The organism is Croceicoccus sp. Ery5 (assembly GCF_020985325.1).
GTDB lineage: Bacteria > Pseudomonadota > Alphaproteobacteria > Sphingomonadales > Sphingomonadaceae > Croceicoccus.
Genome location: NZ_CP087587.1, coordinates 3,715,123 through 3,736,377 on the forward strand (window position 1 = coordinate 3,715,123; position 21,255 = coordinate 3,736,377).

At 61.3% G+C, this 21,255-nt stretch carries 19 protein-coding genes; 5 read left to right on the plus strand and 14 right to left on the minus strand.

From position 1 onward, the window contains the following. Window positions 1–4: 4 nt before the first annotated feature. Window positions 5–1,207 carry a M48 family metallopeptidase gene (locus tag LOZ74_RS17570; RefSeq protein ID WP_230292265.1) on the minus strand — a complete coding sequence of 401 codons (1,203 nt, stop codon included), beginning with the start codon at window positions 1,205–1,207 and terminating at the stop codon, window positions 5–7. A 38-nt stretch (window positions 1,208–1,245) separates the two neighbouring features. Next, window positions 1,246–2,472, minus strand: a complete 1,227-nt coding sequence (locus LOZ74_RS17575; protein WP_230292266.1) for an O-antigen ligase — start codon at window positions 2,470–2,472, stop codon at window positions 1,246–1,248. 651 nt (window positions 2,473–3,123) lie between these two features. Between LOZ74_RS17575 and LOZ74_RS17580 the strand changes: the two genes are divergently transcribed. The 4 genes from LOZ74_RS17580 to LOZ74_RS17595 all read left to right on the plus strand — a co-directional run bounded on the left by LOZ74_RS17580 (window position 3,124) and on the right by LOZ74_RS17595 (window position 8,198). Then, on the plus strand, window positions 3,124–4,014 hold the full coding sequence (locus LOZ74_RS17580) for an N-acetylneuraminate synthase family protein (RefSeq protein WP_230292267.1): 891 nt from the start codon (window positions 3,124–3,126) through the stop codon (window positions 4,012–4,014). Between the two features lie 88 nt (window positions 4,015–4,102). After that, complete coding sequence (locus LOZ74_RS17585) at window positions 4,103–5,374, plus strand: hypothetical protein (protein ID WP_230292268.1); 1,272 nt, start codon at window positions 4,103–4,105, stop codon at window positions 5,372–5,374. 36 nt (window positions 5,375–5,410) lie between these two features. Beyond that, window positions 5,411–6,712 carry a polysaccharide pyruvyl transferase family protein gene (locus LOZ74_RS17590; protein ID WP_230292269.1) on the plus strand — a complete coding sequence of 434 codons (1,302 nt, stop codon included), beginning with the start codon at window positions 5,411–5,413 and terminating at the stop codon, window positions 6,710–6,712. 16 nt (window positions 6,713–6,728) lie between these two features. Next, window positions 6,729–8,198 carry a lipopolysaccharide biosynthesis protein gene (locus LOZ74_RS17595; protein ID WP_230292270.1) on the plus strand — a complete coding sequence of 490 codons (1,470 nt, stop codon included), beginning with the start codon at window positions 6,729–6,731 and terminating at the stop codon, window positions 8,196–8,198. Window positions 8,199–8,205: 7 nt separating this feature from the next. On the opposite strand, the gene LOZ74_RS17600 is transcribed toward LOZ74_RS17595, so the two are convergent. The 6 genes from LOZ74_RS17600 to LOZ74_RS17625 form a co-directional block, all read right to left on the minus strand. Then, window positions 8,206–9,387 (minus strand): polysaccharide pyruvyl transferase family protein, encoded by a 1,182-nt coding sequence (locus LOZ74_RS17600; protein WP_230293950.1) that lies wholly within the window; start codon window positions 9,385–9,387, stop codon window positions 8,206–8,208. A 282-nt stretch (window positions 9,388–9,669) separates the two neighbouring features. Then, the gene (locus LOZ74_RS17605) at window positions 9,670–11,430 is read right to left on the minus strand and encodes a right-handed parallel beta-helix repeat-containing protein (RefSeq protein WP_230293951.1); all 1,761 of its coding nucleotides are present in this window, start codon (window positions 11,428–11,430) and stop codon (window positions 9,670–9,672) included. Beyond that, the gene (locus LOZ74_RS17610) at window positions 11,367–12,764 is read right to left on the minus strand and encodes a sugar transferase (protein ID WP_230292271.1); all 1,398 of its coding nucleotides are present in this window, start codon (window positions 12,762–12,764) and stop codon (window positions 11,367–11,369) included. The genes LOZ74_RS17605 and LOZ74_RS17610 overlap by 64 nt, the downstream gene beginning before the upstream one ends. A 307-nt stretch (window positions 12,765–13,071) precedes the next feature. Further along, window positions 13,072–13,644, minus strand: a complete 573-nt coding sequence (locus LOZ74_RS17615) for a hypothetical protein (protein ID WP_230292272.1) — start codon at window positions 13,642–13,644, stop codon at window positions 13,072–13,074. Between the two features lie 129 nt (window positions 13,645–13,773). Next, on the minus strand, window positions 13,774–14,289 hold the full coding sequence (locus tag LOZ74_RS17620) for a demethoxyubiquinone hydroxylase family protein (RefSeq protein WP_230292273.1): 516 nt from the start codon (window positions 14,287–14,289) through the stop codon (window positions 13,774–13,776). Between the two features lie 3 nt (window positions 14,290–14,292). Then, window positions 14,293–14,793, minus strand: coding sequence for a disulfide bond formation protein B (locus LOZ74_RS17625; RefSeq protein ID WP_230292274.1), 501 nt, complete (start codon window positions 14,791–14,793; stop codon window positions 14,293–14,295). Window positions 14,794–14,963: 170 nt separating this feature from the next. On the opposite strand from LOZ74_RS17625, the gene LOZ74_RS17630 reads away from it, so the two are divergent. Continuing rightward, a complete protein-coding gene (locus LOZ74_RS17630; protein ID WP_230292275.1) occupies window positions 14,964–15,734 on the plus strand; it encodes a class I SAM-dependent methyltransferase in 771 nt (256 codons plus the stop codon). A 21-nt stretch (window positions 15,735–15,755) separates the two neighbouring features. Here the strand turns inward: LOZ74_RS17630 and LOZ74_RS17635 are convergent, their stop codons facing one another. From LOZ74_RS17635 to LOZ74_RS17660, 6 genes are all read right to left on the minus strand, one after another. Continuing rightward, on the minus strand, window positions 15,756–17,114 hold the full coding sequence (locus LOZ74_RS17635; protein WP_230292276.1) for a S41 family peptidase: 1,359 nt from the start codon (window positions 17,112–17,114) through the stop codon (window positions 15,756–15,758). Window positions 17,115–17,231: 117 nt separating this feature from the next. Further along, the gene (locus LOZ74_RS17640; protein WP_230292277.1) at window positions 17,232–18,401 is read right to left on the minus strand and encodes a murein hydrolase activator EnvC; all 1,170 of its coding nucleotides are present in this window, start codon (window positions 18,399–18,401) and stop codon (window positions 17,232–17,234) included. Between the two features lie 4 nt (window positions 18,402–18,405). Then, window positions 18,406–18,828: a 23S rRNA (pseudouridine(1915)-N(3))-methyltransferase RlmH gene (locus LOZ74_RS17645; protein ID WP_230292278.1), complete on the minus strand. Its 423-nt coding sequence runs from the start codon at window positions 18,826–18,828 to the stop codon at window positions 18,406–18,408. Between the two features lie 82 nt (window positions 18,829–18,910). Further along, window positions 18,911–19,300 carry a ribosome silencing factor gene (rsfS, locus tag LOZ74_RS17650; RefSeq protein ID WP_370638084.1) on the minus strand — a complete coding sequence of 130 codons (390 nt, stop codon included), beginning with the start codon at window positions 19,298–19,300 and terminating at the stop codon, window positions 18,911–18,913. A 181-nt stretch (window positions 19,301–19,481) separates the two neighbouring features. Next, the gene (locus LOZ74_RS17655) at window positions 19,482–20,147 is read right to left on the minus strand and encodes a nicotinate-nucleotide adenylyltransferase (protein WP_230292279.1); all 666 of its coding nucleotides are present in this window, start codon (window positions 20,145–20,147) and stop codon (window positions 19,482–19,484) included. 22 nt (window positions 20,148–20,169) lie between these two features. After that, entirely contained in the window at window positions 20,170–21,219 is a 1,050-nt protein-coding gene (locus LOZ74_RS17660; protein ID WP_230292280.1) for an aldo/keto reductase, read from the minus strand. Window positions 21,220–21,255: the final 36 nt, after the last annotated feature.

Below are 21,255 nucleotides of genomic sequence, written 5' to 3' on the forward strand. Positions count from 1 at the left end.
TCGGTCAGAGCGGATCGACCGAAATATCGTCGACCCAGCCGCGACTGCGCGACACGAAGAGCGATGATCCGAACCGAACCTCGATATACTGCACCGTGCAATTATCGGGCACGGTAAAGGGAGTTGAGATCGGCCGTGCGTCGGCAACCGAATGCGCACCTTCCGCCTTACGCAATTCGACGATCGGATCAGACCCGCCGACGCAGCGAATTTGCAGGCGGGGCATTCCGCTATCGGCATTGCTTTCCGCCCACAAACTGCCGGATAGCCGATAATTGCCCGGTGCCAGTGCCAGAATCTGGCTTGCTACGGCGCCAGCATGCCCACTTGACGCGCCGAGTTCGAGGACTTTGCCGTCGTCCCCTTCCTTGGGCACGGCAAGGCCGCTGAACGATGCGCTGCGTTCGATATCCCAGCCAAGCGGTACATTCGGCCCATCCTCGAACCCGCCATCGCGAACCCTGGCCGCTCCGCCCGGACCGGCCACCCGCCCGATCAGGCGCGCGGCATTGTCGGTCGACCCCAGCCGCAACATCTGTGTCAGCGCCCGCGATGCCAGCGCGCGATCCTCTTGCGGGACACCATCGACCCACATCGCACCAATGGTCGCACCCAGAGCATCCGGATTTTGGGTCCGCGCAATATAGAAGGGCAGGAAACGGTCGCGCCAACCGGGCCTTGCCGCCATAGCCGTGCCGAGATCGCGTGCGAACTCGACGTCCTGCGACGTATTGGCCAGCACTTGCTCCACGATCAGGTCGTAACCGCGAATTGTCGTGCCCAAAGCATGGCCGTAATGGCGGATAGACTGTTCGTTATCGCCAGACTGGCGCGCATCCAGCGCCAGGGCCAGCTCGGTCATCAGATCGCGCTTCGACAGCGATTCGCCATAACGCAATATCGCCATCGCCTTGTCATTTTTCCCGCGATAGGCATTGACGAATGACAGCGAACGGATGGCGCTTTCCTCGAGCGGGTCGGCCAGCACGGCCTCATTCGCCCAGCGCTCGGCCTTGTCGAGGGTTTCCTCCGACTGGTCGGTTGCCAGAGCGATGGCAGCAGCAGCAGCGCGGGCTTCGGGGCTGACGACCAGAGGCAGGCTGACCAGTTGAGCCCTAATCGCGCCGGGCACCACATTGGGCATGGTGAACAGCACGATGGGCACCGATACGACAGCAGCCATCATACAGCTTGCTACAGCGGCCATAATGCGGCGCTTGGGCATTTTTCCGGCCTTGCGTGGCATCAGCGGCGACCTCCCGATCCGAAGTATGAGGGCGCAGAAGACGATGACCGCCCCTTACCCTTGTTCTCGGCAGGCGGCTTCATATCGAACAGCGGACGGGCCATCAGCCAGCAGGCGAAGACCAGAACCACACCGGCAATCGGGGTTCGCAGCGGATAATCGGTCAGGCTTGCACCTAATAGTGCCGCGGCCATGATCGCACCCGCGCGAACCGAGATCGTTTCCGGCCGTCGCGAATCCTTGCGTGTCCGCCACAGCCGCGCTGCGATCCACAGCAAAAAGGCGCCCAATACAGCAAGTCCTGGAATGCCGCCGGTCATCATCAGTTCGAGCAAATCGTTGTGCGCGTGATTCAAATATTTCGTGGTGATCGCCCAGTCCGGCTCGAAACTGCGATAGACCGGATCGAACGTGCCGAAACCCGAACCGAACGGCAAGAAATTGCGCATGAGATCCAGCAACAGCGGTAGATAGACGACTCGTTGTTCGGCGAGCAGATCGTCGTCGACAATACGGTCAAGAGCCACTGCCTTACCGAACAGGATCAGCAATACCACTACCAGCACCGGTACCGCGACGACAGCAAGGCGGATCAACCACGCCTTACGCGGATCCAGCTTCTTGCCCAGTTCGTCGATCGGAGCCATCGCCAACGAAGCAGCAAGCGATGCGAAGCCGATCAGCATGCCCGTGCGTGAACCGGTCACCACGATCATCACCAGCAGCACCAATGCGGCAATCAAAGCGAAAATGCGGCGTTTCGACCCGGAGCCACCCCCTGGCGCTGCGTCCAGCGACCACAGGCGCAGCACAGGAAAGCCGGTGGCCAGCACCGCGGCCGCATGATTGCGATTGGCGAAAAAGCCAATCGCCGAGTCTTGCGCGAAGAAACGATAGTGCAGCGGAGGGCCGTTCAGCGCGCCGGCAACCTGAGCGATTCCCAGTAATATGCTGATGCCCAGAAAAATCAGGAATCCGGCAATCACTTTTTCGCGCTGGCGCGGATTAGTACCCCACAGCCCGACCAGAATGGCAAGCGCAGGCAACAGGGCGAATAGCGCATTCCAGGTCAGCCATGGCACCAGCGACACAGGCCGCCACGGTTGTTCCAGTCCGGTCACGACAGCCGCTTCGGCAAATCGAGCGTGGCCTGGCAATGTGGTCCAGATGTCGGGCGGCAGCGGCACAAGCTGAATCGCGATCACGACTCCCAGCCCCGCCAGCAAAAGCGCCGGAACGGTCATGGAATGCGCGCGGTCGCGTACGGGCAGCACAACAAGAATGGCAATGGCGAACAGGCAAATCGGGCGCAGCGGAAGCAACCAGTTCACATCGGCGCGGGCCGATCCGCCGAAAAAGGCGATGGCTGTGAACAACACAGCCAGAACCGTCAGCCGGCCAAGTTCGGGTGTTAACGCCAACGACATTTTCGAAGCAGAAGCCCGCGGCTGCGTACGATGTCGCCGGCGGCTTGCACCGCGCCGTTCGGGCGATGGCCGGTCCTCGCCATGATCAAGGCCGTTGCTGCGCGCAGATCTTTCGGGCGCTGCATCAACCTCAATCCGCCCTCCGGCGGGTGAGCGCCAGCTCCTTGATCCACCGCCGTTCTCCGGCCCTTCGCGTGACACCATTTACCGCCGATCGATCCTTGTAGTCCCAAAGCACGCCGCACAATGCGCCGCAAACCATGGCTAAGCGCGTGGCATGGCGAAAACAAGGGCGATCACGCCATGGCAACCGCCCCGGCGCCGCCTCGCTTCATCGCGCCGCCGTGCTACCGCCGACGACAAACTGCTGTTCGCTGTTGTATGCCTGCCCACGCGGGTGATAGGACCCGTCAGGAGACTGAAACGCTTTCTTATTTTGCGGAGTTTTCGATGGGCGTGAAAATCATCGCCGAAGTAGGTTGCAACCATAAAGGCGAAATGGACATCGCCAAGGAACACATCCGCATTGCCGCAGTCTATGCCAAAGCGGATGTCGTAAAGTTCCAAAAGCGAAACAACCGCGAATTGCTGACCGAAGAGCAGTATAACGCGCCGCACCCTAATCCCCGAAATTCCTATGGCGACACCTATGGCGCTCACCGCGAATTTCTTGAATTCTCGGTCGATCAGCATGGCGAGCTGATGGAAGAATGCGAACGCAATGGCATCGAATATTCTACATCGGTCTGGGACACGACTTCGGCGCGCGAAATGGCGACGCTGAAACCCAAGCTGCTGAAAGTGCCTTCGGCCTGTAATCTGCATTTCGAGATGCTGGACGTGCTGGCAAATGGTTACGACGGCGAAATCCACCTCTCGCTGGGTATGACCACCCATGACGAGGAGGAGAAGATTGTCTCCTTCTTCGAAGAGCGCAAGCGAGCCAACGACCTGATCATCTATAGCTGCACTTCGGGCTATCCGGTCGAATTTCAGGATATCTGCCTGGGCGAGATTACGCGGCTGAAAAACAGCTTTGACGGCCGCGTTAAGGGTGTCGCCTTTTCGGGCCACCATCTGGGCATCGCGGCTGATATCGCTGCGCTGACGCTAGGCGCGAGTTGGGTTGAGCGACATTTCACGCTGGACCGGACATGGAAGGGCACCGACCATGCTGCCTCGCTGGAGCCCGATGGCCTGCGCCGGCTGTGCCGCGATCTGCGCAATGTCGAAAAGGCATTGGGCTGCAAGGCCGAGGAAATCCTGCCGGTCGAAAAGGTCCAGCGCGACAAGCTGAAATGGCGTGAAAGGCCGGTGTCGGCGACCACGGCCACAGCCTGATTGCGCTTGCGAATATTCCGCGTTCCGGCATGATCGTGAATCGGCACGGCCATGCATGGGTGCGGTCCGGCCTTTAAGACCCGCGACCATGTCCAGATCGATTGTGCTGATGGGTACGGGCGGCTCTTCGGGCCGGACGCTTGAGGCATTGGAACAGCGGCTTTCTGTCATGCTCGGCGATGTCCGCTTCCAGTTCGTCGATACCCAGCCCTTCAACCTGCGCACGGAAGGGCACACGGCATATCACGGCAAGGGGCGCAGGTTCGATACCAACATGGCCGATGTTGGCATGCGGCGCCTAAGCTCCAGCCTGTCGGCCAATCTTCTCCTGAACGGCGGGCCCGCGATGATGCGCAGGCTGGACGCCTATGCCGAGAGCATTCTTGGCAAGCGACACGATGCGATCGTGATGGTGCATGACCGCGTCTATATTGAACAAGCGTTCGTCAGGGCGGCGGCGCGGCTGGGCACGCCCAGCGTGATCGTTCAAGAAGGTCCCTTTGTGCACGTCGGGGCCGACACGCCGCAAAACCCTGTCCTTCGTATCAAGCACGCGCTGGCCCCGTTGTTGACGCGAACCGGGCTTTTGCCTGCAATCTCCAGCTATGGCTTTGCCGGTCACGATCTGGCGGTGGTGCCGTCAAAATCCTATCGCCAACGCTATATCGTGGCGGGCATGGAGCCCGACCGTATCGCGATCGGTGGGGTGCCGCGCTATGACCAGATTGCCGAACTCGCTGCTCGGCCCGCACCGTCGACTGGTGAATCGGGGCCACTGCAACTGCTTTATCTGTTCCAGCCTTTTGGCGAGCATGGCAAGGTTAATCCGCAAACCGCAGCAAAAGTGCAATTAGCCATGATCGAGGGCCTGAACCGCGCCGGACAGGCGCGCGATATTCACGTCACGATTCGCATCCACCCCCGCTCCACTGCGGACAGCGTCGCGCATCTGACTTCGGCGCTACATGTTCCGCATACGCTCGACCGTTGCCAGCGGCCGATCGAACAGGCGATTGACGCGAACGAGCTGGTCCTGGGCCATTATTCAAGCGGCTTGCTGGAAGCGATGATCCTGTCGCGGTCCGTACTGTGTATCCCTATCCCCGCAGCGGCATTTGCCGAACAATCCGAAGCTGGCAAACAGGGCTGGATGGCACAAAGCGGCGCAGCGTTGGCGCATGACGCAGCGGAAGTTGCTGCCGCAGTCGAACGTTATGACCGCGGCGCGCCCGATCTTGTGCCGCCATCGGCGCTTGAGGACGAGGTGGGGGAGATCGACGGTAGAGCCACTGACCGCTGCGCGCGCGCCATCGCCGACCTCATCGAATCGCGTGGGCCGCCTTGCGGACAGACGCCCTAGCCCATAGCGCTGGCAGCACTGTGGAGCGACTGACCAATGAAAATTCTCTACGTTCGTGAAAATGTCGACAAGCCGAACTGGGGCGCGCGCGCCACCAGCATGGCGTTGCGGCAATTGATTGAACAGGATCATGAAGTAATCGGCGCCGTCCGTTCTGGCCCGATGGGGCGGTGGTATCGCGATGCGAAAGGCTTGCCCCTGCCGGCTTACGAGCAACTATGTTCGTTGCTCGACCGGCAAAAGGTCAGCAACATCCCATTCGTGGGTTCGCTGGCCGCTGGCATCACGACCGCTTTGGGCACGCCACGCGCAATGACGCATGATCTGGAACGCAACGCAGCGCTGGTACGGCGCGCAGCGGTCTATCACCCTGAAATTGCTACGGTGCTGGCTGACCTAGACCGCTGCGACGCTCTGATGATGAATCTGGAAGGCGATGGCATTTTCCCGACCCAGCCGCGCCGTCATTTCCTGTTCTTTCTGACGCTGATCCATCTGGCCAGGATCGCAGGCAAGCAGATCTATGTCCTGAATGGCATGCTTTCGGCCGATCCGCGTAGCGGCATCAATACGGAAACGCTGGCATTGGCACGGCAGATGTTCGAGGGGATTGATCTGCTGGCCCTGCGCGAACCGGTTTCCAAGCGATTTCAGGAAACGCATATGCCCGCGGTCAAATCCGTGATGCGGCCGGACGCGGTGTTCACGTGGCAGCACATGTTTGCCGATGCCGACCATGGCACCCGCTTTCGTCCCAGCGTCCTTTGGACCTATTTCGACAAATCCGCCGTGCCCCTCCCCGATCAGGCAACTCGGCCCTATGTCGCCATCGGCGGCAGTTCGGCTGCGATCTGGCAATTGCCAACCGTGGGCGAAACCTATCGAAATCTGGTAAACGCAGTCAAAAGGCTAGGGTTGAATGTCGTGCTGGTCGAATCCTGCCACGGCGACGGTTTTCTCCGGAACGTCGCCCGTGAAACCGGTGTCGCCCTGATCCCGGCCGAAACTCCGATCGCAGCATCTATCGCCATTCTGGCACATGCACGCCTGTTCATCAGCGGGCGCTGGCACCCGTCGATCATGGCATCGCTGAATGGCACTCCCAGCGTGTTCATGGGGTCGAACTCGCACAAAACGCTTACCATCCAGCAGCAACTCGAGTACCCTGATCCGCATGAATTCGCGGTTACGCCAAGTGGGGGCGAAATTGCCGCCATCGTCGACGAAGGTGCGGAATTGCTGAATGCCGGGGGCGAGCTGCGGGAACGCATCGCGACTGTGGCGCAAAGGCTGGGGATCGAAGCCGCCGCGTTGCGCGGCGATCTGGCCGCTGGATAAGTCTCGGGTAACGGGCATGGGTTTGGGCGTTCTGCGCAGTCGACTAGCCCGCGAGGCGGGAATCTATCTGTTCGGCACGGTGCTGAACCGCATTTTCCCCTTCCTTTTGCTGCCGATTTATACGCGCGCCATGTCACCGGCCGAATTCGGCAAATGGGGCTTTGCCATGGCGATCCTGCAAGCACTGTTTATCGTCGGCGATCTTGGACTGAATTCCGCAACGACGCGGCTGTATTATGAAAAGCAGGGCGCGGGCGATCAGTCTGATTTCCTGCTGATCAGCTTTATCACGCGCATCGCCACCGTCGTCGGAGTGGGACTGCTGCTGGCACCGTTGCTGACACTATTCTGGGGCGCGATCAGCGGGCATCAACTGGCTCTGATGCCGTTCATGCCCTTGCTTGTCGGCTGCATGGTCACGCAGAGCATCGTTTCGTTCAATCTGGCCAGCGCACGCGCCACGCGTGATCCCAAGCAATATATACGCGTCCAGATCGCGCAGGCACTTATGCAGGCCGTTGGCAGCGCCTATCTGGTACTGACCGGCTGGGGTGCCGTCGGACCCTTGCTGGGGTTTTTTATCGGCGGCGCGCTGACAGCTCTATTCGTATGCGTATCTTTTGTCAGAGAGCGTAAGCCGCAAGATGCGCTGGACTGGGAAGAGCCACGAAGGCTGCTTTCCTATGGGATAAAATCGGTTCCAACCGCGGCTACACTCTGGTTGAAACGGTTGGCAGACCGTGTGATCATCGGCAGAATGCTGACGATGGTCGATCTGGCTATCTATCAGGTGGCCGCCACCGGCATCGCACCGCTGGCCATACTATTGGGAAGTTTCAACTCGGCCTATCTGCCATTCTTTTTCGAACAGCGTAAAAAAGCCAATCCGGACCTGAGACGTTTGGCCGACCTGGACCTCGCGATGGTCGCGGCGCTGGCGATCATCGTGACCGTTACAATGATGCTCGGCCCCGAACTTGTGCGCATACTTGCACCCATCTCTTACCGTTCTGCCGCCACTTTGATTCCGCCCCTGGTGCTAACGGCGTTTCTGGGCGGCGCGGCCCTGCAGTTCAACAAGGAAATCCTGTTTCACAAGCGGCCCGGCATCGTCAGCACCGTTACCACCGTGCCCGCCATCATCGCGGTGGTCGGCAACATATTCCTTATCCCGCATTACGGCATTGCAACGGCGGCGTGGGCGGGAGTGGCCGCCTCGGCCCTTACGGTGATCGGCAGTATCATCGCCATGCGCCAATTGGAGCATACGCCGCATCGCTTCGGGCTGATCTTTGCTATCTGCTTTGTGACGACTGTGGCAGCGCTGATCTTTACTGTCATGGCGGACATGCCACCATTCAGAGCGATGTCTCTCGCCTATAGATCGGGCGCGGGGCTTCTGCTGATTGCCGGTGTGCTGGCGCTCGCTTCACCCAGCCTGGTCTCGGTCGCCTCTATCAAACGCAAACCAGCGCGCGGAGCATGACATCCGATCATGCGGGATTGAAATAGGGCTCCAGACCGTCAAGGTTCCTTTCCGTGATGTCCCACAAACGCTGCTGTTCACGGTCCATGATATCGTAGAATCCCTGCCGGTCGCTGTCGAACTGTTGGACCCGCTCGAACATCTTGTCGGTCATCACCGGATCTTCGAGATCGACGGCATATTCACCCAGCTTGACCTCTTCGAGGAAATAGCGGACCTTGACGTGGTTGATAATCCCCATGACAGGCACGCCCAGCCCATAGGGCAGCATTACTCCATGACCGCGCATGCCGATGACAAGGTTTTTGCTGCGGTAATATTGCACCACTGCTTCGCGTGACATCATGTCCAGCATTTTGTGAGTGAAGGGCACGCACTCTTCCTCGAAGGCGGGAATGGCAGCCAGTTCCTCGTTCGTGTGGGTCGCTATATGGATATCCCACCCCTGCGCGTGCAACCGCTTGGCAAGCTGCGCAACGCGGCGGATATTCGCCTTATCCTCGATGATGCCCAGTCGGGCAAAACCCATGAACAGCACAAACACAACCTCCCGCTTTTTGGGGTCGCGATGGGCAGCCCAGCGCGGGGGATCGACCCGCGACATCAGATTGGTGGGGCATGGTTGCAGCACCAGACGGTCGACCAGCCGTGACGGCAGATAGGTCGCCAGCTTTTCAAGGCTGCTGGTGTTGCGCAGCCCGAAAAAGACCGATCTATCGATCGTCGCGGCAATATGATCGTTGAAGAAGGGGCGGAAATCGTCCTGCCCCTTCATCCGGTTATATCCAATTGCGAACCCGATCAGCGGCTTTTGCAGCGCGGCCAGATTCTTCATCGAGATATTCCACAGCCAATCGCTGTCGGTATTCGGGATCAGCCGGTGACGATCGGGTAGAAGCAATCCGCCGCCGCCCACGATAACCAACTTCGCGTCGTTGTTTATGCGCTCGATGTCAGGTGCTTCGACCTTTTTTTTGTGGTTCTCGTCCACCCATTTCTGTTGCGAAAAGCGTTTGTTCAAAAGCGCTTGTTGGGCATAGACGATCATCACGTCGCCGGCGTTGCCATGCCAGGCGCCATAATGGCTGATATAGCCCTCCCCAGATTTTGCGGCGGCAGAGCCAAGCTTGGATGACAGGCGTTGCGACACGAAGGGAAGAAAGGTTTCCGGCTGGCGCGACGCGATCATCGTCAAGCGGCGGAGCTTGTTGGAAATCGGCATGCTTACCTTCTAACTGGATATTGCCGCACGCATAGCTTCGTTGCGCGCCCCTGAGGAGATGTCGGTGCGAAAATGTCGGGAATGCTTCAACTGGCTGGCATCCTCGCCGGTTCAACGACGCTGCTGGCGCGAAACTGCTGGAATGTAATGAAGATGTCGGAATCCCGGCAAGTCTGTTCTCGGCCAATATGCTTCACACGGACGCCGCGCTGAGGTCAAGGCGGTTAAGATGAAAGCGGGCACACGCGCTCAGGTCAATTCGTTTTCCACGACAACCGGAATGCTGCCATTGTCCTCGATCTGAACGGCGGTTCGAAGCGCGGGCTTGCCCGTCATACGGATGACCATACTGCGAGCCTGTGCCGCAAGGCGATTGCTTGTGATGCGCGTCTGCGAATTGCGCGGCCGTGGCAGTTCCCGCAAGATAAGGTTGGAACCTGCAGGCATCGCCCCCTCGACCTCGATCGTATTACCTGTGATCTCGACCACACCGGCCGATCCGGCGATCAGATTCACAGGCTCAGCCATAGTCTTCGTAAAACGGAAACGGTTGTCCACCACAGTTAGCCGACCAGTCCGGAAATAGCGAACATCGCAAAGGACATTTTCGAACTGATTCTCCTCAAACCGTAACGATCCGAAAAAGCTACCCAGACATGCACCAAGTCCCGCATCACCGGACCACACGAAATTATTCCGGCGAAAGGTGACATCTACACTGTCGCCATCGCTGAACCCGCTGCTGCGCAATCCGACGACGAACTTACCTTGCGGATTGCCAATGCGCCCCTTGCCGTATCGTTCGGGAAGCGTGGCAGCATCGCCGTTCTGTTCGACATAATTGTCGCGGAATATGATATTCTTGGCTGCAAAAAACGTCGCCAGCCCAAAATTGCCGACATTGATGACGCGGTTTTCATAGGCAATGCAATCGATACAGCCTTCGAAATCCACCCCTGCGTCGGTGACATCCTTTACGATATTGCGCGCGACGGTCACGTTCTCACCATTATTGCCATAAATTCCGCCAATCGCACCCGACACGAAGTTATCGGCGATATAGCAATGCTTTACCCGTCGCAGGAATTGCAGTTCGCCCCCTTCCCCCCGACGCGCGCCACCGCCCCACCAGCTGATGTTGGCAAATGTACCGCGATTACGGAAAACAACGACATGCTTGGCAAAGTTGAACCGGATCACAACGCCGTGAAACTTGCCGTAATCGATGTGGTTATCAGCGATCAGCGCGAAATCATTCAGATCGCGGGTGTGATCGGAGGCAAATCCGGCGACGGTAGCCGGATCGACATTTTCCGCTCCGTTCTTGCGTTTGTAAAGGCCGGCAAGCCGCCGGAGATGGCTGAGGTAGCACAGGCTGACCCCTTCCGTTACACAGCGCGTTACAGTCAGGTTTTTGACATTGCGAGCCGTGACCAGATGGCCGGAGGGTGACAAACCTTCGCGACGGAGAATTTTGACGCGATCGAAAACGATGTCTTCGACAAAGACGTCGAACATTTCCTCAACGGGTTGAACGAGAAAGGCCTGCCGGTCGCGGCCCTCCCAGATGATGGGTGCCGCGTGATCGTTGCCCAAGATTGCCATGCCGGAGCGAATCGTCACGCTGCCAGTCATGCGCAGGCCTCTGCCCGGTGGAATCATGACAGCTTTTACGCCGGAATCTATCGCGCGCTGCACGGCCTGCGTATCGTCCGCGACGCCATCAACTATGGCACCGAATTCCCGCAGATCGACGGCCTGCGAGCTCTGGCGGTCAACCGCGGCATAATGCTTGTCGAGATCGGGCGCCCAATCAGGCCAGTCACTTGTCTGACCAGCAGTTTCGGAAGCAGGGCTTTGACAGCCCATCGCCAGCCAGCCGGAAGCCAATGCCCCGCCAGCCAAGAACTTTCGCCGGTCCGCAGACCAGCCGGTCCACAACCGTTTTAAAAGGCGTTCTTGCCGAACAGCGCGGTCGCGGTGCGCACCACCAGATAGAAATCCATCCATATCGACCAACGATCGACATATTCCAGATCGGACGCAAGCCGGTTCGTCAGATCTTCGGTGCGGTCCGTCGGGCCGCGATAGCCGCGCACCTGTGCCAGACCGGTCAGCCCGGGCTTCATTGAATGGCGGTGGCGATAGCGGGTGTCGACATCCCAATAGAGCTGGTCGGCGGCCTTGGCGCTCATCGCGTGGGGGCGCGGGCCGACAATGCTCATCTCTCCGCGCAACACATTGATCAGCTGCGGCAGCTCGTCGATGCTGGTCTTGCGGATGAAATCGCCCACCTTGGTCACGCGCGGGTCGTTCTTTACCGTCAGCTGGGCGGCATTGGCGTCGCAGCGGTTGGTGTACATGCTGCGGAACTTGCAGCATTCGAAGATCTTGTTGTCGCGCCCGATCCGCTTTTGCATGAACAGGACGGGTCCCTTGGACTCCAGCTTGATCGCGATCGCGGTCGCCAGCAGGATGGGCGAAGTCGCCAGCAATCCGATCGAGGCGACGGTCACGTCGAACAGGCGCTTCGTCATACGGTCGCGCAAGGTCAGCGGACCGTGGCTGATCACCATGGTCGGGCGGTTCTGGTGACGGCCCACGCCCACGATGCCCAGCTTGTCATCGCCCGGCGACAGGATCTCGCCCTTGACTGCAATACCCTTCAGCGCGGTCGACCAGTCGGCATAACGCTGCGGTTCGGTGACCACGACGATGCGGTCGGCATTGGTCACCGCGGCAGCCAAGGCGTGGAAGCCATGCGGATCGGTCGAACACGGGTCAAAGCCGATATCGGCCAGCGGCATCATGATATCGTCGGGCGCGGGGGCGTAATCGACGCCGTCGACGATCACCACACGCGAATAGGGCGTGCCGCCCATACGGTTGAGCAGCGGGCGAAAGATCGCCATGCGGAGCATCGGCACGCTGATCAGCGACAACACCCAGCCGATAACGAAAACGGCGCGCGAAACCTCGTTCCCTGCCTTCATCAGATAGACGATCAGCGCCACGGCGGCGCCCGCGAACAGCACCGCCTGTGCCGATCGCGTAAAGCTCTTTTCCTGGCGCATCAGCGCATCGCCGCCATAGGAAGTGTTGATCGCGGCGAAACAGAAATAGATCGGCACCATCACCAGCAGCAGGGTAAAGCCGTGATCGGCCGCAGGTTGCTGCAGATAGATCGTGTTCGCCATTACGAACGACACCACCAGCGCGAAAAGATCGGCCAGTGCGAGAGTGAGATAGCAGCGGATACGCTGCATGCGGCGATCGTCCACACGGCGAAGCGTTACCGCCTCGCCCGCCGTTGTCGCGATCGTCCTGTCCGCATTGAGATACATGTTACGCGCCTCAATATGTTGCGGTGCAACCAATGCCTGTCCCCCGATAGCGGTTCAAGCGCCATAACGCCATTTCGCACCGGGTTAGCCGTTAAGGGTATGACGGCTTACTCGCCCGGTTTTTCGTGGGTTTCGGTGCCCGATCAATGCGTTGCGGCGTGTCGCATAGCGCAATTATCGTTAAGGAGGCAAATGCTTCCTGCAACGGGACAGGGTGGGCCGAACGGATCGGCCCCCTGATCAAGGCGTCGGGACCGGCCCGGCCATGATGGCTGCGCCGAGATACGGCACGTGCTGTAAAAGCGGCTTACTCGCCCGAATCGCCCGCGATCGGCTCGGCATCCGAAGGCTCGATCACATTGCCGGTTGCGGGATCGGGGGACTGGCCGGTGCGGCGGGCTTCGTATTCCCGCTCCAGCGCTTCGACGCGCGCCTGTTCTGCGGCGGCGTCGGCATCGATCGATTCAAGGCGGCGGGCGCGCTCCTCGGCAATCAGATCGCCAAAGCGGACGCTGTCGGCGGTTTCCTTCTCGGCATAGGCCTGCTCGATCTCGTTCAGGGCGCAGCCGGTCTGGCCTGCCTGACCGACCGTGGAACAGCTCATCGCGCCAGTCGCGCCGACATTGGCATTGGCCTCGACCTTATTGGCCCATGCCTCGTTCTGCGGAGCGTTGCTCTGCCGCAGATCCTGCGGCACGCGATAGGGATCTTCCTGCCGCACGCAGACCACGATCTCGCTGTCGTCGCGCGCTTCGGGGCAAGGCTGGTCGCCATAGACGATGACCTGGTTCACACGCTCGCCGCCCGTGTCCTGCGCGGCGGCGGGATTGGCCCAGACGCCAGCGAATGCGAGAGCGGCGATTGCGATAGTCTTGGTCATCGTGGCGGCGCCTCCCAGCGCGTCGGTCAGTTGTCCGGCGTCGGACTTACAAGCATCGGACTGGCCGGCATCTAATAATATCTCGTCCCGATCATAGGCCCGATATGGCCTGAACGATAGCTGACGCGTTCAGATCCGTTTCGAAAGCGCAATTGCCGCGCGGCACCCCAGCCGGATCGCGCCCGACAGCACCGGATAGGCGGGCGCCTTTTCGGCCCCTTGCGCAATGGCGATGTCGTGGTGCTCACGCTCTTCGTCGCGGAATTTCCCGACCATCGCGGATAGTTCGGGATCGCTGTCGCCCAGTTCTTCCAGCTGCTCGGTATAATGGCGGTCGATCTCGGTCTCGATCGCGGCGGTGCAGGCCATGGCCGCTTCGGGCCCGATCAATGCGGTTACCGCGCCCAGCGCGAAACCGGCGCGGTCCCACACCGGTTGCAACAGGGTGGGGCGCACGCCGCGCCGGGCCATCAGCGCATCGAACTGGGCGCGATGCTCCGCCTCCTGCTGCGCCATGGCGGCAACTTCGCCCGAACCGGGCGCGCGGTCGCCCATCACGGCCAGCTGGCCCGCATAGATCCGCGTGGCGCCATATTCGCCAGCCTGATCGACACGGATCATCGCTTCGGTATCGTCCTTGCGCATCGCTTACATTTCCCGAATTTTGCCGGAGTAGGGCGTGGCGCGCGACCGGCCCGACAGGACCAGCACGGCCACCGCCGTCGCACCCGATATCAGAAAGTTCCATCCCGCCAGCGATATGCCGAACAGGTCCCACGGCGCGGTGTCGCAGCGCACGATGGGCGCGTTCAGGATCGCCTCCAGCGGATCGCCCCCTGCGGTTGCGGTGGTCGCGCATGTGGTGATGCCTTCCCACCAGCCATATTCGACGCCCGCATGATAGCCGCCCAACAAGGCCGCGATCAGGATGATCAGCCCTGCCAGTTGCACCATCAGGCGCTGCCCCGCGCCCTTTACCACAAAGGCCAGGACTGCCGGCACCAGCGCCGCGAAATGGGCATAGCGCTGCCACCAGCACATTTCGCAGGGAAACAGGCCAAAGCCATATTGCGAGACATAGGCCCCCGCCAGCAAGCCAGCAGGAACGAGAAGGGCGATCGCGCGGGCAAGGGCAAGTTTCGAAGACATGTCGTTCCGTCATTTCCGTTCGGGCGGTTGGCGATTCTTTGTAAAGGCCGTTTGCTCGCACGGAACCTATATGCAAAAAGCTGAACTAGGAATGTCAGCGCTGGAAATCCAGTCCCCGATCTTGGTGCTGCGTACCTGATGGTCCGGCATGAACATAAGGAGTCGTATCCGTGAACCTTGAATCCGGTGCCATCGAACGGGCAGAGAGAGAGAAGATCGCGCATGATCAGGGGCTCCAACGTGACACATATAACAAGGTCCTGCGGAATGCCGCCGGTTTCTATACCGACAAGCGGCTGGAAATCATTCACGACGAGCTCAAGGGTAAGAACGGGGGCGATTTCCTTGAACTTGGCTCTTCATCATGGGCGCAATGGATTGACAAGAGCGAGGTGGCGCCCGGTTCGCTAACCTGCATTAATATCTCGCAACGCGAACTGGACAAGGGCATCAAGGCTGCGAAGACCAGCCGGATCGCGCCAAAATTCATGTTGATGGATGCCAATCAGCTGGACTTTCCCGACAACAGTTTCGACGCGGTATTCGGCGGCGGCATTCTGCACCACATCGAGTTCGAGCGCGCCTTGTCGGAAGTGCGCCGCGTATTGAAACCGGGTGGCATCATGCTGTTCGAAGAGCCGCTGAACATTAACCTGGTGGGTAAGATCGTACGCAGCCTGACACCCAGGGCGCGCACTGATGACGAACGTCCTCTGACGCATAGCGAACTGGACTTCTGCGCAAAGAACTTCCAGATGCGCTCGCGCTATCTACAATTCCTTTCGGTGCCGGTCGGGGTGGCAACCGGTCTGGTGGGAATGAAGCCGCGCAATCCGGTCAACCGCTTATTCTATCATCTGGACGAAGGGTTGCTGAAACTGGCTCCCTTTATAGGACCGCAATATCGCCACGTCATTCTGATCGGGGAAAAAACGCCCTGATTGCGAAGGTCGGGTACGGCGCTACTGCGCCTTGCCCGATCCGCCCGTATTGGTACCGCTAAGCCGCGCCAGCCGCGTATTGCGCAGCGTTTTCAACGCATAGTCGAGTTGGAAATCCTCGATCCCCTGCGCTTCCAGCTCTTCGGGCGTGACGTTGAAGCGGGGGTCCTGCGTCGCGTCTTCTTCCAGCTCGGCGTCTTCCAGGCTGATCTCGTTGATCAGATGGCCGCGAAGGTCGGATTCGCGGATCGCGTTCTTGGCGCGGGCGCGAGCGTCGGGGTCGGACATCTGCGGCACCTTGATATCGGGTTCGATCCCGCCTTCCTGCACCGAACGCCCCGACGGGGTGAAATAGCGCGCCGTCGTCAGTTTCAGCGCACTGTCGGCGCTGATCTGCACGACGGTCTGCACGCTGCCCTTGCCGAAACTGCGTTCGCCCATCACCAGCCCGCGGTGGTGGTCCTGCAACGCGCCCGCCACGATTTCAGAGGCGGAGGCCGTGCCCGCATCGATCAGCACTACGATGGGCACGCCCTTGGCAATGTCGCCGGGCCGCGCGGAATAGCTTTCGTTGTCGCGTGCGAAACGCCCGCGCTGCGACACGATCTGCCCGCGTTCAAGGAACAGATCGCTCATCGCCACAGCCTCGTCCAGCAGGCCGCCGGGATTGGAGCGCATGTCGAGAACCAGACCTTCGGGCATGGAGCCGCCCAGATCGCTGCGGATGCCCGCCATCGCCTTTTGCACTTCGCGGCCGACATGGGCGCTGAAGCTGGAGACGGTGATGATGCCGATCTTGCCGTCGACCGAATATTCGACCGGCTTCAGATCGATGATTGCGCGCTCCACATTGACGTCAAAGGGCTCTTCGCGTCCGGGGCGATAGATCGTCAGATCGACCGCCGTACCGGGACGCCCGCGCATCTGTTCCACCGCTTCGTCCAGCGTGCCGCCATAGAGCAGCTTGCCGTTCAGATGGGTGATGTAATCGCCCGCCTTCAGACCGGCATTGTCAGCGGGCGTGCCCTTGGTCGGGGCGATGATCTTGACCACCCCGTCTTCCATGGTGACCGACAGGCCCAGCCCGCCATAGCTGCCCTCGGTCTGGGTGCGCAGGTTTTCCGCCGCTGTGCCGTCGAGGTAAGAGCTGTGCGGATCGAGGCTGGCGAGCATGCCGTCGATCGCGCCGCGGATCAGCTGGTCGTCGGTCACGTCGTCGACGTAATAGGCCTTCACCCGCTGATAGACGAGCATCAGCTTGCCGAATTCGGGGGCGGAGCGGCCATCCACGGCAGCGAGGCCGGCAGTCGTCGCAGGCAGCATCGCCAATGCGGTGACCAGCGCAGCACTACGCAACAGGGGCGCGAAACGGATCGCCATCGTACAACATGCCTTTCCACGGGGCGGATCGGTGGGCCACCCGTCGTTCATTATCGGCTCATCTTATCGCGCAGTCCGGCTTAACGCCAGATTATGCGTCACGTCGCTTTTTTGGCGTCAAACGGCCAGCAACGGATGCACTGGCCTGCCCGAACGGCGCAATTCGTACAATATGCGCGGATTCCCCTGTGGCGCGCGGCGTGGAGCGCGGCCCAGCGTATCGCCCTGCTTCACGATCTGCCCTTCCTTGACCTGCGCATCGGCCAGCCCTGCGACCAGCGAGAGATAGCCGCCCTTGTGCCGGATCATCACCAATGTGCCATAACCGCGCCATTCGCGCGCAAAGGCAATTTCGCCCGCCAGCGGGGCGACGATCAGGGCACCGGGCGTGGCCGCAATGGTCAGCCCGCGCGCCCTGCCGCCTGCTGCATCGCGTTCGCCGTAACCTGCGACAATGGTGCCCGTGACCGGCAGGCGCGGACGGATCGCGGGGGCGCTTGCCGCGGGACGACCGGCAGGCAGCACGGGACCGAGCAAGGCAGCCAGCCGCGCCTCTGTCTGGCGGTTGCGGGTCTGGGTCGCGGCCAGCGCGGCGATGCTGTCGGCCTCTACGCTCCGCAGGGTGGCTTCGCGGCGCGCCTCTCCCGCCGCGGCCTGCAACGAACGCGCGGCAAGGCGGCCTTCGGCCCCGCTGGCGCGCAATTCGGCGCGGCGGTCGGCCAGTTCCCTGCTGGCGTCTTCACGCGCCGCGCGGGCAGCGGCGCTGCGATCGGCCAGAGTGCGCATTTCGGTCAGATCGGCGCGTATATTGCGCGTTTGCTGCGCAATCTGGGGTGTGATCGCGGCCACCATGGCGCGTGTGCGGACATAATCGCGCACCGAAGAGGGACGCAGGACCAGCAAAATCATCGGACGCAGCGCCAGTCGCTGCAGCGCGGCCATCATGCGCGACAAGGGCGCACGCTGGCGAGCGAATCCCTCGCGCAGGAAACCCAGCCGGTCGGTCGCCATGGTCTCTTGCTGGCGTGCTTCCTCTATCCGCGCCTGCGATGCGGCGATCTGTGCCGACAGGGCTTCGGCCTCCGCCTCGGCCTTCAGCGCATCGTCCTGAATCCGCGCAGCGCGCTCTGCCAATATACGCGCGCGGTTCTGGGCAGCGATGCGCGCTTGCTGCGCCTCGGCCAAAGTATCGGCCGAAATTGTATCGTCTGCGATCTGCGCGGCAGCAGGCACCAAAAGGGCCAGAACCGCCACAGGCACCGCAGCCAGCAGGACAGCGCGACGCATAGTCCTAGCCCGACCGGTGATAGGGATGGCCCGCGATGATCGTCGTCGCGCGGTAAAGCTGTTCGGCCAGCATCGCGCGGACCATCAGATGCGGCCATGTCATCGCGCCGAAACCCAGCAGCAGATCGGCCTTGTCCCGTGCCTCGTCCCCGTGGCCGTCGGCAGCGCCGATCAGAAAGCGGGCCTCGCGCATGCCGTCGTCGCGCCAGCGGCCCAGCAGGGCGGCGAAATCCTCGGACGACATCAGCCTGCCGCGTTCGTCGAGCAATATATCTTTTGCAGGGGAAAGCGGGGCAGGGATCGTGCCCCCCGTATCGGGCAGTTCGGTCAGCTTGAACGGCCATGCGATGCGCTTTTCATAGCGCGCGACCAGCTCCGCCTCGGGCGAGCGGCCGATCTTGCCGCGAGCGATGACATGGAGCCGCATGGCTTCGTGCTATCGCCCCCGACACGATAAATCCAGCAGGTGCCCGCCCGCATGTGGACGGGCATCCTGCGTCATGGGCGTGTCAGGCGTTGCCGCCCTCGCCAAAGCCCCACATCCTTTCCAGGTTGTAGAAGCTGCGCACTTCGGGACGGAACAGGTGGACGATGACGTCGCCTGCGTCGATCAACACCCAGTCCGCCGCGGGCAACCCCTCGATCCGGACCGAGCCGAAGCCTGCCTGTTTGGCGCGTTCGCCCAGTTTCTGGGCCATGGCGGCGACCTGACGGCTGGAACGGCCGCTGGCGATCACCATGTGGTCTGCGATAGAGCTTTTGCCTGCGAGCGGGATCGAAACGATGTCCTGTCCCTGATCGTCGTCCAGCGATTTAAGGACGAGTTCGTGCAGACTTCCGGGTTCTGCGTCGAATTCGGCAATGTCACCCGTCGGTACGAAACCGGACTTTTCCGGCATATGTTGAGCCTGATTCATAGGGGTATTCTATACTCCTTTGGCTGCATGCCCACTGAATGCGTTTTTAGGGAATCGGGAACAGCCATTTGCGCGCGCCCTGCACCCGAAACGGGCAAAAGGCAAATAAAGCGCGCAGGGGCAAGGCTGGGCACAGGGGTTGGCAGCACCGGCATCCGGGCGGTCAAACCCCGATTCCTTCCCGGATATCTGCCATGCTGTCGTGCTTTATGGGCCGGTGCGTCACCGCGTCGCGCGGCGTTGCAGCAGCAAAAGCGGCAGCCCAGTCGGGCCATGCCTTGCGCCGGGCCGTGGCCGAGCGCGGATCGGGATCGAAACGCAGGAACACCAGTGCCGGCGCGCTCCATCTTCCCCGTTTACGCAATCTGGCGGCCGGTACACGGTAGCGCCGGAGCCAGGCCATGGCGGGGCTCGTCATGGCGTCAGCATCATAACCCGGGCGGGCAATGACCGCAATCGGCATGGTCCGCGCTATCAACCGCCAGTCGCGCCACAGGTGGAATTGCGCCAGATTGTCGCTGCCCATCAGCCACACGAATTGCCGTTTGGGATAGCGCCGCGCCAGTTGCCGCAACGTATCGGCGGTATAGCGTGTACCCAGTTGCTGTTCGATCGCGGTCACGCGGACCGGCGCGCGCCGCGCCTGTTTGCGGGCAGAGGAAACGCGCGCGGACAGCGGCGCCATGCCCTTCGCGGCTTTCAGCGGATTGCCGGGAGAGACGAGCCACCACGCCTCGTCCAGGCCCAGCGCATCCATGGCGAATAATGTTATCCGGCGGTGCCCGCCATGGGCAGGGTTGAAGCTGCCCCCCAATAGTCCCGTTCGCATCCCCGCTGCCCGACCGCCCGCGTCAGTCGTCTTTGCTGGGCGGCGCGCCCGCAAAGGCACCGTTGCGATATTCGCCCTGCCGCGCGATCATCCAGCCCGGATATTGCGGCGCGGGGGCGCAAGATGCATCCAGCCGCGCCATCTCGTCTGCGCTCAGTTTCACGTCGCAGGCACCCAGATTATCCTCAAGCTGGTGCATCTTGCGCGCACCGATGATGACGCTGCTGACGACCGGTTTCGCCAGCAGCCATGCCAGCGCGACCTGCGGCACCGTAGCGCCATGGGCGGCGGCGATATCGTCCATCACCTCGACCGCGTCATAGGCACGGTCCTTGTCCACCGGCGGAAAATCGAAAGTTGCGCGGCGGCCTTCGGCATCGGCACCGCGGCGATATTTGCCCGACAGGAAGCCGCCCGCCAATGGCGACCAGACCATCAGCCCCACGCCTTCGCTTTCCAGCATCGGCACCACCTCGTGCTCCAGATCCCGGCCCGCCAGCGAGTAATAGGCCTGCAGCGACACCAGCGGGGCAAGGCCCAGCTGCTCGGTCTTGCCCAAAGCGCGGGCGATCTGCCACGCGGCCCAGTTCGATACACCGACATAGCGGGCGCGGCCCGATGTCACGATGGTGTCGAGCGCGCGCAGCGTTTCCTCCATCGGGGTTGACGGGTCCCATCCGTGAATCTGGTACAGATCGACATGATCCATCCCCAGCCGCGCAAGGCTGGCATCGATCTGGTTCAGCAAGTGAAAACGCGATGCACCACGCGCATTGACGCCTTCGCCCATGGGGCCCAGCGCCTTGGTCGCGATCACCAGATCGTCGCGCGACAGGCCCAGATCGCGCACGGCGCGGCCAACGGCTTCTTCGGACTTTCCGGCAGAATAGACATTCGCGGTGTCGATGAAATTCACGCCCGCATCGACGGCCGCCCTGACCAGCGGGTTCACGTCCGACTGGCCCAATGCACCCATCTGGGCGAACATCCCCTCACCCTCACCGAATGTCATCGTGCCGAGGCAGAGTTCGGACACGAACAGGCCGGTACGGCCAAGTCGGTTATAGCGCATGGGGGTTCTCCGGATGGAAAAAGGGCGGCCACCAGA

Coding starts and splice junctions, on each gene's coding strand:
- LOZ74_RS17610 (WP_230292271.1), bottom strand. CDS start 12,764: ATGTATCTCAATGCGGACAGGACGATCGCGACAACGGCGGGCGAGGCG.
- LOZ74_RS17625 (WP_230292274.1), bottom strand. CDS start 14,793: ATGTCTTCGAAACTTGCCCTTGCCCGCGCGATCGCCCTTCTCGTTCCT.
- LOZ74_RS17635 (WP_230292276.1), bottom strand. CDS start 17,114: ATGGCGATCCGTTTCGCGCCCCTGTTGCGTAGTGCTGCGCTGGTCACC.
- LOZ74_RS17600 (WP_230293950.1), bottom strand. CDS start 9,387: ATGATCGCGTCGCGCCAGCCGGAAACCTTTCTTCCCTTCGTGTCGCAA.
- LOZ74_RS17605 (WP_230293951.1), bottom strand. CDS start 11,430: ATGGATGGATTTCTATCTGGTGGTGCGCACCGCGACCGCGCTGTTCGG.
- LOZ74_RS17580 (WP_230292267.1), top strand. CDS start 3,124: ATGGGCGTGAAAATCATCGCCGAAGTAGGTTGCAACCATAAAGGCGAA.
- LOZ74_RS17570 (WP_230292265.1), bottom strand. CDS start 1,207: ATGGCCGCTGTAGCAAGCTGTATGATGGCTGCTGTCGTATCGGTGCCC.
- LOZ74_RS17615 (WP_230292272.1), bottom strand. CDS start 13,644: ATGACCAAGACTATCGCAATCGCCGCTCTCGCATTCGCTGGCGTCTGG.
- LOZ74_RS17620 (WP_230292273.1), bottom strand. CDS start 14,289: ATGCGCAAGGACGATACCGAAGCGATGATCCGTGTCGATCAGGCTGGC.
- LOZ74_RS17585 (WP_230292268.1), top strand. CDS start 4,103: ATGTCCAGATCGATTGTGCTGATGGGTACGGGCGGCTCTTCGGGCCGG.
- LOZ74_RS17590 (WP_230292269.1), top strand. CDS start 5,411: ATGAAAATTCTCTACGTTCGTGAAAATGTCGACAAGCCGAACTGGGGC.
- LOZ74_RS17655 (WP_230292279.1), bottom strand. CDS start 20,147: ATGCGAACGGGACTATTGGGGGGCAGCTTCAACCCTGCCCATGGCGGG.
- rsfS (WP_370638084.1), bottom strand. CDS start 19,300: ATGCCGGAAAAGTCCGGTTTCGTACCGACGGGTGACATTGCCGAATTC.
- LOZ74_RS17660 (WP_230292280.1), bottom strand. CDS start 21,219: ATGCGCTATAACCGACTTGGCCGTACCGGCCTGTTCGTGTCCGAACTC.
- LOZ74_RS17645 (WP_230292278.1), bottom strand. CDS start 18,828: ATGCGGCTCCATGTCATCGCTCGCGGCAAGATCGGCCGCTCGCCCGAG.
- LOZ74_RS17595 (WP_230292270.1), top strand. CDS start 6,729: ATGGGTTTGGGCGTTCTGCGCAGTCGACTAGCCCGCGAGGCGGGAATC.
- LOZ74_RS17640 (WP_230292277.1), bottom strand. CDS start 18,401: ATGCGTCGCGCTGTCCTGCTGGCTGCGGTGCCTGTGGCGGTTCTGGCC.